The 13,068-nt window shown below is 33.1% G+C and carries 7 protein-coding genes; 4 read left to right on the top strand and 3 right to left on the bottom strand.

The genetic code is table 11. The features are described from left to right. The first annotated feature begins 12 nt into the window (after window positions 1-12). Window positions 13-639, top strand: a complete 627-nt coding sequence (gene rsmG, locus INR78_RS03210) for a 16S rRNA (guanine(527)-N(7))-methyltransferase RsmG (protein ID WP_027881054.1) — start codon at window positions 13-15, stop codon at window positions 637-639. A 54-nt stretch (window positions 640-693) separates the two neighbouring features. Here the strand turns inward: rsmG and metK are convergent, their stop codons facing one another. Continuing rightward, window positions 694-1,947 carry a methionine adenosyltransferase gene (gene metK, locus INR78_RS03205; RefSeq protein WP_223077438.1) on the bottom strand — a complete coding sequence of 418 codons (1,254 nt, stop codon included), beginning with the start codon at window positions 1,945-1,947 and terminating at the stop codon, window positions 694-696. A 313-nt stretch (window positions 1,948-2,260) separates the two neighbouring features. On the opposite strand from metK, the gene INR78_RS03200 reads away from it, so the two are divergent. Next, on the top strand, window positions 2,261-4,840 hold the full coding sequence (locus tag INR78_RS03200; protein ID WP_223077437.1) for a phosphoenolpyruvate carboxylase: 2,580 nt from the start codon (window positions 2,261-2,263) through the stop codon (window positions 4,838-4,840). Window positions 4,841-5,010: 170 nt separating this feature from the next. Here the strand turns inward: INR78_RS03200 and INR78_RS03195 are convergent, their stop codons facing one another. Together INR78_RS03195 and INR78_RS03190 are read right to left on the bottom strand one after the other, a co-directional pair. Next, window positions 5,011-6,246 carry an ammonium transporter gene (locus tag INR78_RS03195; protein WP_223077436.1) on the bottom strand — a complete coding sequence of 412 codons (1,236 nt, stop codon included), beginning with the start codon at window positions 6,244-6,246 and terminating at the stop codon, window positions 5,011-5,013. A gap of 11 nt (window positions 6,247-6,257) precedes the next feature. Then, window positions 6,258-6,596, bottom strand: coding sequence for a P-II family nitrogen regulator (locus tag INR78_RS03190; protein ID WP_223077435.1), 339 nt, complete (start codon window positions 6,594-6,596; stop codon window positions 6,258-6,260). Window positions 6,597-7,036: 440 nt separating this feature from the next. Here INR78_RS03190 and gltB point away from each other — a divergent pair, with 440 nt between their 5' ends. Both gltB and INR78_RS03180 read left to right on the top strand, forming a co-directional pair. After that, window positions 7,037-11,542 carry a glutamate synthase large subunit gene (gltB, locus tag INR78_RS03185; protein WP_223077434.1) on the top strand — a complete coding sequence of 1,502 codons (4,506 nt, stop codon included), beginning with the start codon at window positions 7,037-7,039 and terminating at the stop codon, window positions 11,540-11,542. Between the two features lie 4 nt (window positions 11,543-11,546). Then, window positions 11,547-13,013, top strand: a complete 1,467-nt coding sequence (locus tag INR78_RS03180) for a glutamate synthase subunit beta (RefSeq protein ID WP_223077433.1) — start codon at window positions 11,547-11,549, stop codon at window positions 13,011-13,013. Window positions 13,014-13,068: the final 55 nt, after the last annotated feature.

Below are 13,068 nucleotides of genomic sequence, written 5' to 3'. Positions count from 1 at the left end.
TTTATACAACCCATGGAACTCATTTTAAAATATTTTCCTGATTTAACAGAGAAACAAATTGCTCAATTTGAAGCTTTAGAAGATTTATATAAAGATTGGAACTTAAAGATAAACGTCGTGTCAAGAAAAGATATTGACGAATTGTATTTGAGACACGTTTTACACTCATTAGCTATTGCAAAAGTTATAAATTTTAAAGACGGAAGTTCTTTGATGGATGTTGGTACTGGTGGCGGTTTTCCGGGTATACCGTTGGCTATTTTATTTCCTAATTGTCAATTTCATTTAGTAGATAGTATTAATAAAAAACTAAATGTTGTAAGAGAAGTAATGGCTGGTTTAGAGCTTGAAAATGTAAAAGTAACACATACTAGAGTTGAAGAGATTAATGAAACTTACGATTTTATTATTAGTCGTGCAGTTGCAGCAATGCCAACTTTTGTACATTGGGTAAAGGGTAAGATAGCTAAACCACAGAATAATGATTTAAAAAATGGAATTATTTATTTAAAAGGTGGTGATTTAACTGAAGAATTAAAAGATTATCAAACCACGACTATTTATAATATATCAGACTTTTTTGAAGAAGATTTTTTCGAAACAAAAAAAGTAGTTCATCTACCATTAAAATGGAAGTAAATAAAAAAGCCTTTTCAGATCAAAAAGGCTTTTTTTTATTTTGATTTATAAGAATTATAACCCAAATTCAGTTTTTACTTTTTCAACATAGTCAAGTTTTTCCCATGTAAATAATTCAACATCTAATGTTACATTTTCACCATTAGGTTGTTCAAAAGTTTTAGTGACAACTTCGTTTTGTCTTCCCATATGTCCATAAGCTGCAGTTTCGCTATACATAGGGTTGCGTAGTTTTAAACGTTCTTCAATAGCTGCTGGACGCATATCAAATATTTTTGAGACTTTTTCTGCAATTTCTCCGTCGGTCATGTTAAAAGGACAAGTTCCGTAAGTGTCAATATAAATCCCCATTGGTTCTACAACACCAATAGCATAACTTACTTGTACTAAAACCTCGTCACAAACTCCAGCAGCAACAAGATTTTTAGCAATGTGTCTTGTTGCGTAAGCAGCACTACGGTCTACTTTACTTGGGTCTTTTCCTGAAAAAGCACCACCACCATGTGCGCCTTTTCCGCCATAAGTGTCTACTATAATTTTACGACCTGTTAATCCTGTGTCGCCATGTGGTCCACCAATTACAAATTTTCCTGTTGGATTGATGTGGTATTTAATATCGTCATTAAATAGCCCTTTTAATTCTTCAGGTAAAGTTGCAATAACTCTTGGGATTAAAATTTCAATAATATCCTTTTTAATTTTTGCTAGCATGGTAGCTTCATCTGCAAAATCGTCATGTTGTGTAGAGACTACGATAGCATCAATACGTTGAGGTATGTTATCATCACTATACTCGATAGTTACCTGACTTTTAGAATCTGGTCTTAAGTAAGTAATGTCTTTGTTTTCGCGTCTTAAAGTTGCTAATTCTTTTAAGATTTTATGAGATAAATCTAATGCAAGTGGCATGTAGTTTTCAGTCTCGCGTGTTGCATAACCAAACATCATACCTTGGTCACCAGCGCCTTGCTCTTCTTTAGTAGCACGGTCTACACCACGACTAATGTCGTCACTTTGCTCATGTATTGCACTAAAAACACCACAAGAGTTACCGTCAAACATATATTCTCCTTTGGTGTAACCAATTTTATTTATAGTATCTCTTGCAATTTTTTGAACGTCTAAATAAGTGTTAGACTTAACCTCTCCAGCTAAAACCACTTGACCAGTCGTAACCAACGTTTCGCAAGCAACTTTGCTTTCTTTGTCAAATGCTAAAAAATTATCAATTAAAGCATCACTAATTTGATCTGCTACTTTATCTGGATGTCCTTCAGATACACTTTCTGATGTAAATAAATACGCCATTTTAAATTTAATTTATAGGTAAGATTTGACACGTGCGTCTCAAGGAAGTATTACTGCCTTTAGCATTTTTTATGGAGGTTGCAATCAGTCAAATCTTTCCTCTGTTTTTTCGAGCGACAAATGTACTAAAATAAAATAATTTAAAAACTGGTAAGACGTTAAAATTATTATAACAATAACTTCAAATACAAGAAGAAAAAAATATTAATTACGAAAAGGTTTTCTCTAATTTAATCTTAAAAAACGGGTTATACTTTGCTAAGTTTAAGAAGCTTCATTAACTTTAAGCTTAATAAAAAAATAAAAGATAAATATGCCTTTACAGCCAAAATTAACTCGTTTTAATCAAAATGTTTTGTCAAAATACCAAATCTACAATAGTATTTTTATGACTCTGCCTTTTGATACAATTACAAAAACTGGTGTCTTATTACCGTTGTTTCATGAAACGTGTCAGAAAGGTTTTAAAGATGGGCAAAATCCAACCGAAATTGTAGAAACCTTCTTTGAAAAATACCAAGCAAGACGAAGTGAAGAAAGCCGAATAAATCTTATGTTTAGGTTTATTCAATATATAGAAAGACAAGTTGTTTTGTTTGATGCTATTGAAGATGCTGCATTTCCTGTAGTAAATAATATGGATGGTATTGGTACGTTAAGAAGTTTAAAAGAATCTACTAGAGCAAGTGGAAAATTAGACGAGCTACGTGAATATTTAGAAGAATTTAAAGTGCGAATAGTACTTACTGCGCATCCAACTCAATTTTATCCAGGTTCTGTTCTAGCGATTATTACAGATTTAACAGAAGCAATAAAAGATAATGATTTATTAAGGATTAACGATTTATTAGCCCAATTAGGAAAAACACCTTTCTTTAAAGATAAAAAGCCAACACCATACGATGAGGCTGTAAGTTTAATTTGGTATTTAGAAAACGTGTTTTACTATTCTTTTGGTAAAATATTCGATTATATTCAAAGTAATATTTTTGAAGGCGAAGAAGTAAATAACGATATCATTAATGTTGGCTTTTGGCCAGGAGGAGATAGAGATGGTAATCCGTTTGTTACACCAGAAATTACTCTGAAAGTAGCAAATAAATTAAGAGAAGCAATAATAAAAAACTACTATCGAGATGTAAGACGATTAAAAAGAAAGTTAACCTTTGAAGGTGTAGAAGATAGAGTTTTAAAATTAGAGTCTCAACTATACAGTATTGTGCTTCAACAAGAATCAGATTTAACACTTCAAAACTTTACTGAAGAATTAGAAGCTATAAAAAAAGTAATTATAGAAAAACATCAATCACTTTACGTAGATGAATTAAAAAGTCTACTTAATAAAGTGAAATTGTTTGGTTTTCATTTTTCAAATTTAGATATCCGTCAAGATAGTCGTGCACATACTAAGGTGTTTAACACTATGGTTGATACTTTAATTGAAAACGGTAGTAATATCTTTCCTGAAAATTATCACGATTTAAATGAAAAAGAACAAGTACAATTACTCTCTAAAGTAAAAGGAAAAGTGGATTTGTCATTGATAAAAGATGAAGACGCTTTAAAAGCACTTAAGACTATTGAGGTAATAAAAACCATCCAAGAAAATAATGGAGAGCGCGCAGCAAACCGTTACATAATTAGTAATAACCAAACCACATTAAATGTGATGCAGTTATTTGCAATGCTTAAACTGGTAGCGTTTCATGATAAACTAACTGTAGATATTGGTCCGTTGTTTGAAACCATTACAGATTTAGAAAACGCACATTTGGTAATGGAAGAGTTGTATACAAATCCAGAATATAGTGCTCATTTAAAATCTAGAGGTAACAAACAAACCATCATGTTAGGTTTTAGTGACGGTACAAAAGATGGTGGTTATCTAATGGCAAATTGGGCAATATATAAAGCTAAAGAGCGCTTAACTGAAGTATCAAGAAAATATGATGTAACTGTAATTTTCTTTGATGGACGTGGCGGACCGCCAGCACGTGGTGGTGGTAAAACACACAACTTCTATGCGTCTTTAGGACCAACGATTGAGGATAAAGAAGTGCAGTTAACCATTCAAGGACAGACAATAAGTTCTAATTTTGGGACATTAGAATCTTCACAATATAATTTAGAACAATTAATAAGTTCTGGACTTTATAATAGTTTAAGTGATACAGATTTAAGAATGGTACCAGAAAATAGAGAAGTAATGGATAATTTAGCAAAACTAAGTTACGAAGCTTATTCTAGCTTTAAACAACATGAAAAATTTATTCCTTATTTAGAGCACATGAGTACTTTAAAATATTATGCTAAAACAAATATTGGTAGTCGTCCGTCAAAAAGAGGAAAATCTGAAGGTTTAGTTTTTGAGGATTTAAGAGCAATACCTTTTGTTGGGTCTTGGAGTCAGTTAAAGCAAAACGTGCCTGGATTTTTTGGTGTAGGAACAGCGCTTAAATATTATGAGGATGCAGGCGAATTTGATAAAGTGCAAGCGTTATTTAAATCATCAAATTTCTTTAGAACATTAATAGAAAACAGTATGATGTCCTTATCAAAATCGTTTTTTGATTTGACTAAATATATGAGTGAAGATCCTGAATATGGTGAGTTTTGGAATATTATCTATAAAGAGTTTGAAACCTCTAAGCGTCTAATTTTAAAGCTAACTGGTTATAAAGAATTAATGCAGGAAGAGCCAGCAGGAAAAGCTTCAATAAATGTTAGGGAATCTATAGTGTTACCTTTATTAACTATACAGCAATATGCCTTGAAGAAAATTCAAGAACTGCAAAAAGATGGCGTGACAGAGGGTAAAGAGTTAGAAGTGTATCAAAAAATGGTAACACGCTCTTTATTTGGTAATATTAACGCTAGTCGTAATTCGGCTTAAGATTAAAATGAATTTCATTTAACAAAAAGGCACTTTTTTAAAGTGTCTTTTTGTTATTTCTTTATCCATAAAAATGGAAAAACCTCAAAGCTTATACAACCTTGAGGCTTGACACTAACTAACAAACTAAATAAAAATAGTTACTTAAAACCACTTTAAATTTTAATATTCTAATGTTCGTTTAATCTAAAATCTGGATACGCACTCATACCGTGTTCGTATTCATCTAATCCATTAATTTCTTCATCTTCAGAGACTCTGATGCCTGCTACTTTTTTAAGAGTAAATAATATTATAAATGAGGTGACTAAACAGAAAACAGCGTAAGCAGCAACTCCTATTAATTGATTTAAAAATTGATCAAAACCAGCAAGATTTCCAAATATACCTACAGCTAATGTTCCCCAAATACCGCAAATTAAATGAACAGCAATTGCACCAACAGGATCATCAAGTCTAATTTTATCAACCAATGCTACAGCACCAACAATCAATCCGCCAGCAATAACACCAATTAATATGGCATCTGTTGGAGACATTTGATCAGCACCAGCAGTAATCCCAACTAAACCACCTAAAATTCCGTTTAAAAACATCGTTAAATCATAATTTTTATAAGCTAACGTTGAAATTAAAAAAGAGGAAACGCCTCCAGCTGCAGCAGCTAAAGATGTAGTCACTAAAGTAAGTGATGTTGCTGCTGGATCTGCAGATAAAACTGAGCCGCCATTAAACCCAAACCAGCCTAACCATAAGATTAAAACACCAGCAGTAGCTAATGGTAAATTATGACCAAGAATTACAAAAGATTTTCCGTCTTTAAATTTTCCAATACGTGCGCCAAGTAACCAAACAGCAACTAAAGCTGCCCAACCACCAACGGAGTGTACTAATGTTGAACCAGCAAAGTCATAAAAACCTAGTTGGTCTAACCAACCTTCTCCCCATTTCCAAGAGCCAGCAATTGGATAAACTAATCCTACATATATAATTGTAAATATCATGAATGGTCCAATTTTAATGCGTTCGGCAACTGCTCCAGAAACTATAGTTGCAGCTGTTGCAGCAAACATTCCTTGGAATAAAAAGTCAGTCCAATATGTGTAGCCTGCATTGTAATTAAGGTCTAACTTACCTTCAGTAGTTATAGGAGAGTCTAGCCCAAAACCAGAAAAACCAAAAAGGCCTGAAGCGCCTTCTTCAAATCCTGGATACATTAGATTAAATCCAACTAAACAATATAAAAGTAATCCTACGCAGATAATAAATATGTTTTTAAATAATATGTTAATGGTATTTTTTTGTCTTGTCAATCCTATTTCTAATAGAGAAAAGCCAAGATGCATAAAAAATACTAAGGCTGTACAGACCATCATCCATACATTATTTGTGGTTAATAATTCCATTTTGTTGTTAGTTAGTTTAAAGTGTTTCCTCCTTTTTCTCCTGTTCTTATTCGATAAACTTCTTCAATGTTTGAAACAAAGATCTTTCCGTCTCCAACTTCACCTGTTTTTCCAGCTTCAATTATAGCTTGTACTGTAACGTCTAAAAATTCATCATTAACTACAATTGATAAGTAGCGACGCTGTATGTCACTTGTGCTATATGATACACCTCTGTAAACGTGTCCTATCTTTTCGTTACCCAAACCAGTAACATCCCAATAGGAAAAAAAATTAACTCCAACTTCATGAAGTGCTTTTTTTACAGCAGAAAACTTAGACTTTCTAATTATTGCTTCTACTTTTTTCATTTATTTAGTTGTTTTTTGTTAGTTGTTGTTTTAAAGCTAATAAAAAAGATGTTTAACCCTATAAAATTAAGGGGTAATGTTTTAATTTTTGCTAAATTGATATTTTTAACCCTTAAAAGTTAAGGGTGAAATATTTATATTTAAAAATATTATCAAATCCTTAATCGGTGTTTTGAGTAAATCTCAGTAAATAGATATTTTCGTTGAATTTATTTTTGATTTTCGTCTTTTTCGAAAACCTTTTCGCAACAAATTGCCTTTTTTGCTAAAAATTATCATTAGTTATTTCTTATTTTTTAGCGGTTCATTTTGATAATATCTTATAAAAAATTAATGTCATTATTAAATATGGAAAAATGATTTCACTTCTTTCATATTAGGATGTATCACAGTATCTTAGGATAAATACAACTAACTAACTCTTTAAAAATTTTTGCATTATGTTAAAGCAACAAGGCCTTTATTTTCCAGAATTTGAGCATGATAATTGTGGAGCAGGATTTATTTGCAGTCTTAAAGGAAATAAATCAAATAACATCATACATAAAGCACTAGAAATTCTTGAAAAATTAGAACATCGTGGTGCTGTAAGTAGTGACGGAAAAACAGGTGATGGCGCAGGTATTTTAATAGATATTCCGCATGATTTTTTTGTAAAAAACTGCAGTTTTATTTTGCCAAAACCTGGTGAGTATGCTGTAAGTAATATGTTCTTGCCTCAAAAGGAAAATCAACGTAATTTCTGTATTGATATTTTTACAAAATATATTGAAGAACAAGAGTTAGAAATTTTAGGTTGGAGAGATGTACCTGTAGATACTTCGGTTTTAGGTAAAATTGCAGCAGAAACAGAGCCTTTTGTAAAACAAGTCTTTGTAGGTAAATCCGATAAAAAACAATCAGATTTTGATTTCAATTTAAAACTTTTTACAGCAAGAAAACAAGCAGAACATGCTATGCATAACTCTAAACTTTCAGAAAGTTCAAGATTTTATTTACCAAGTCTTTCAGCTAAAACAATTATATATAAAGGACTATTAATTCCAGAAGATATAAAACTGTACTACATAGATTTGCAAGATCCAACATTAGTCACGCGTTTGGCATTAGTGCATCAACGTTTTTCAACTAACACATTTCCAACTTGGGATTTGGCACAACCATTTAGATATATGTGTCATAATGGAGAAATTAATACGCTTCGCGGAAATGTCTCCCGTACTTTATCTCGACAAGAATTAATGGAAAGTGATTGGTTTGGAGAAGATATAAAAAGTATTTTTCCAATTGTAATACCAGGAAAATCTGATTCTGCATCTATGGATATGGTTGTAGAATTATTACTAATGACAGGAAGAACTTTACCAGAAGTTATGATGATGTTAGTGCCTGAAGCTTGGGAGAAAAACCCAAAAATGTCTGAAGCTAAAAAAGCGTTTTACGAATACAATTCCTGTATTATGGAACCTTGGGATGGACCAGCATCAATACCATTTACAGATGGTAATTATATCGGCGCCGTTTTAGATAGAAATGGTTTACGACCATCAAGATATTCTGTGACTAAAGATGGTTATGTAATTATGTCTTCAGAAACTGGAGTGATAGAAATTGATCCTAAAAATATAGAAAAACACGGTCGCTTAGAACCTGGGAAAATGTTTTTAGTAGATATGAATCAAGGTCGAATTATTAATGATGAAGAAATTAAAGCAGATATCGTTACCAAACATCCTTACAAAAAATGGTTAGATAAAAACTTAGTGCATCTAGCAGATATACCTGCAAAAAAAGGACCAATAAAACATAAAGAAGACAGATTAGACAAAAGACAAGTTGTATTTGGGTATACTCAAGAAGATTTAAACACCATTATTAAACCTATGGCACAATTAGGAAAAGAGCCAATAGGGTCTATGGGAAATGATACGCCAATTGCTATACTTTCACAAAAACCACAATTGATTTATAACTATTTTAAGCAGCTTTTTGCTCAAGTTACAAATCCGCCATTAGATGGTATTCGCGAAAAATTAATCACAGATATTAGTTTGACTTTAGGTAGCGACACTAACATTTTTAAGATTAACGAAGATCAATGCCGAAAGTTAAAAATTCAAAATCCAGTCATATCAAAACACGATTTAGATAAGATAAAAAACTATAAAAACAATCCAGATTTTGTAGTTAGCACGATATCGATGTTGTATGAAGTTGATAAAGGTTTAAACGGTTTGGAAGCAGCGTTAGAAGATTTGGTAAATCAGGCTTCAAAAGCTATAGATAAAGGTGGAAATATTATCATACTTTCCGATAGAGGCGTAAACAAAAAACTAGCACCAATTCCTGCATTAATGGCGTGTTCTTATGTTAATCATGAATTATATAAAATAGGAAAACGTGCCAAGGTTAGCCTAATTATCGAGTCGGCAGAGCCAAGAGAAGTCCATCATTTTGCACTACTTTTTGGTTACGGCGCAAGTGCGATAAATCCTTACATAGTAAATGAAATTGTTTACAATCAAGTTGAAAATAAAGAAATTGAAAATCTAGATTATCTACCGGCTATTAAAAACTACAATAAAGCAATAGGAATGGGTATTTTAAAAGTGATGAACAAAATCGGTATTTCAACACTTAATTCTTATCGCGGATCTCAACTTTTTGAATGTGTAGGATTAAACACCAAAATTGTAAACGATTATTTCCCAAATACAATCACAAGAATACAAGGTGTTGGCTTACGCGAAATTGAAAAAGAAATTTACAAGCGTCATAAAAAAGCTTACAAAACAGATGAAGTAGATGCCGATTTAAATTTAGAATTTGGTGGGCAATACAAATGGAGACGTCATGGCGAAAAACACACGTTTAATCCATTAACCGTTGCAAAACTTCAAGAAGCTGTAAGAAGCAATAAACACAAGACTTATAAAGAATATTCTGATTTAATTAACGAGCAAAGCAAGCAGTTAATGACCATTCGTGGATTATTTGAATTTACTAACTACGACCCAATTCCTTTAGAAGAAGTCGAACCATGGACAGAGATTGTAAAACGTTTCAAAACAGGAGCTATGTCTTACGGATCTATAAGTAAAGAAGCGCATGAAAATTTAGCAATTGCGATGAATCGCATTGGTGGTAAATCCAATTCTGGTGAAGGTGGAGAAAATGAAGAGCGTTTTTATAAAGACCTAAACGGAGATTGGAAAAACTCGGCAATCAAACAAGTTGCATCTGGTCGTTTTGGTGTGACTTCAAATTATTTAACCAATGCGTCAGAGATTCAAATAAAAATGGCGCAAGGTGCAAAACCTGGTGAAGGCGGACAATTACCTGGTCCAAAAGTTAATCCAGATATTGCAAAAACACGTAATTCTACACCTTATGTTGGTCTAATTTCTCCGCCACCACATCACGATATTTATTCTATCGAAGATTTATCACAATTAATTTATGATTTAAAATCGGCTAATCGTGACGCACGAATTAATGTGAAATTAGTATCCGAAGTTGGTGTTGGTACCGTTGCTGCTGGCGTTGCAAAAGCAAAAGGCGATGTGATTTTAATTTCGGGTCACGATGGTGGTACAGGTGCTTCACCTTTAACATCATTAAAACACGCAGGTTTACCATGGGAATTAGGTTTAGCTGAAGCACAGCAAACTTTAGTAATGAATGATTTGAGAAATCGCGTCGTTTTAGAATGTGACGGACAATTAAAAACTGGTCGAGATGTTGCTATTGCTTGTCTTTTAGGAGCTGAAGAATTCGGTTTCGCAACAGCGCCATTAGTGGCTTCTGGTTGTATTATGATGCGTGTTTGTCACTTAAATACATGTCCAGTTGGTATTGCAACTCAAAATCCAGAACTATGTAAAAAATTCAAAGGAAAACCAGAACATGTGGTTAACTTCATGTATTTCGTTGCGCAAGAATTAAGAGAAATTATGGCGCAACTTGGTTTTAGAACCGTTAATGAAATGGTTGGTCAAGTTCAAAAATTAAACAGAAATAATACCATTAAACATTATAAAGCTTTAGGTCTGGATTTAACGCCTATTTTACATCAGGTAGATGCGCCAAAAGACGCTAAATTTTATAACACCGAAAAGCAAGATCATGCTTTAGATTCGGCTTTAGATTTTAAAATTATTAGTCAAGCACATCCGGCGTTATTCAGAAAAGAAAAAACAGTACTAGAATCAAAAATCACTAATCGTAATCGTGCTTTCGGAGCGATTTTAAGTAATGAAATTTCAAAAATTTATGGAGCACAAGGTTTGCCAGATAACACGTTAAAAATCAATTTTACTGGTGCTGCAGGACAAAGCTTTGGTGCATTTGCAACCAAAGGTTTAACCTTGGTCATTAATGGTAACTCTAACGATTATTTAGGTAAAGGATTGTCTGGTGCAAAAATAGCAGTAAAAGTTCCTGACGAGTCAACTTTAGTGCCTGAAGAAAATATCATTATAGGTAACGTGGCGCTTTACGGTGCAACGTCTGGCGAAGCTTATATTAACGGAAAAGCTGGCGAGCGTTTTTGTGTGCGTAATTCTGGTGCAAGTGCTGTTGTCGAAGGTATTGGTGATCATGGTTGCGAATACATGACTGGCGGACGCGCTGTAATTTTAGGTGAAGTTGGTCGTAATTTTGGAGCAGGAATGAGTGGCGGAATTGCATATATCTACGATCCAAAAAATACCTTTGAACAACATTGTAATAAAGAAGGATTAAATCTTGATCCAGTTGAAACTGCTGAAGATATTTCAGAATTAAAAGGCTTAATAGAGAATCATTACAACGCAACATTAAGTCCGTTAGCACAACGTATTCTCGAAAATTGGCAAACAGAATTGCCAAAATTCATTAAGGTATTGCCGGAAGAATACAAACAAGCATTAATAAGAATAGCAGAAGAGCAAACTGTAAAAGCTTAAGATTATGGGAAAGACAACAGGATTTTTAGAATATAAAAGAGAAGACGAAGGTTATTTAAAAGTAGAAAATCGTCTAAAAAATTATAAAGAATTTACAGTGCCTTTAAAAGAGGAAAAACTCAAAAATCAAGGCGCTAGATGTATGGATTGCGGTATTCCGTTTTGTCATAGCGGTTGTCCGTTGGGTAATTTAATTCCGGATTTTAATGATAAAGTCTATAAAGGACGATGGAAAGAAGCAGCGCAAATTTTACATGCTACAAATAATTTTCCAGAATTTACAGGTCGTTTATGTCCAGCACCTTGTGAAGAAGCTTGTGTTTTAGGTATTAACGAAGATCCAGTAACCATTGAAAATATTGAAAAAAATATTGCCGAAATCGCCTTTAAAGAAGGTTGGGTTGAAGCGCATCCGCCAAAGCATCGTACAGGTAAAAAAGTTGCTGTGGTAGGTTCTGGTCCGTCAGGTTTAGCAGCTGCACAACAATTAAATAGAGCAGGACATTTGGTAACGGTTTTTGAGCGTGACGCAAGAGTTGGTGGTTTATTGCGTTATGGTATTCCTGATTTTAAGTTAGAAAAGAAAATTATAGATAGACGTATAAAAATACTTGAAAACGAAGGGATTATCTTTCAAACCAATGCTCATGTTGGGCAAAATATAAGTGTCGAAACGTTAAAGGCAGATTTTGATGCGATTCTTTTATGTGGCGGCGCAACCGTTAGACGAAATATTCCTATAAAAGGAAATCATCTAAAAGGTGTACATCAAGCAATGGAATTTCTGAAGAAAAATAACCAACATGTTGATGGATTGATAGATGAAGATGAAATTATTTCAGCAAAAAATAAAAAAGTAATTGTCATTGGTGGCGGCGATACAGGTAGCGATTGTATCGGTACAAGTAATCGTCATGGTTCAACATCGGTAACAAATTTTGAAATTTTAAGTAAACCAACTAAAGGTCGTCCAGCGCATCAACCTTGGCCTTATTGGCCTATGCGATTAAAAACGACAACGTCTCATAAAGAAGGCGTAGAACGTTTTTTTAGTATTTCAACTAAAGAATTTTTAGGAGATAAAAATGGAAATTTAATTGGTTTAAAAACGGTTGAAGTCGAATGGATTTTTAAAGAAGGCGAAAGACCAGAACTTAAAGAATTACCAGATACCGAAAAAACTTGGGACTGCGATTTAGCGTTGTTAGCACTAGGTTTTACTGGTGCCGAAAAAACTTTAGCAGAACAATTTGGTCTAGAAATGGATTTTAGATCCAACATCAAAGCAACCGAAAAAGATTATGCAACTAATGTAAAAGGTATTTTTACTGCAGGAGATATGCGTCGCGGTCAGTCGTTAATTGTTTGGGCAATTTCCGAAGGTCGTCAAGCAGCACATCATGTAGATGCTTTTTTAATGGGAAAATCTAATTTACCACTAAAAGAAGAAGGTGATTTACCTAGAGTGTAATCGTGTAATTTGGATTTTAATTAAATAATTTCAATATTTGCATATCAAGATGAAA

This window comes from Mesoflavibacter sp. SCSIO 43206 (genome assembly GCF_019904215.1).
GTDB classification, from domain to species: Bacteria; Bacteroidota; Bacteroidia; order Flavobacteriales; family Flavobacteriaceae; genus Mesoflavibacter; species Mesoflavibacter zeaxanthinifaciens.
This window is presented reverse-complemented; position numbering and strand designations above follow the sequence as displayed.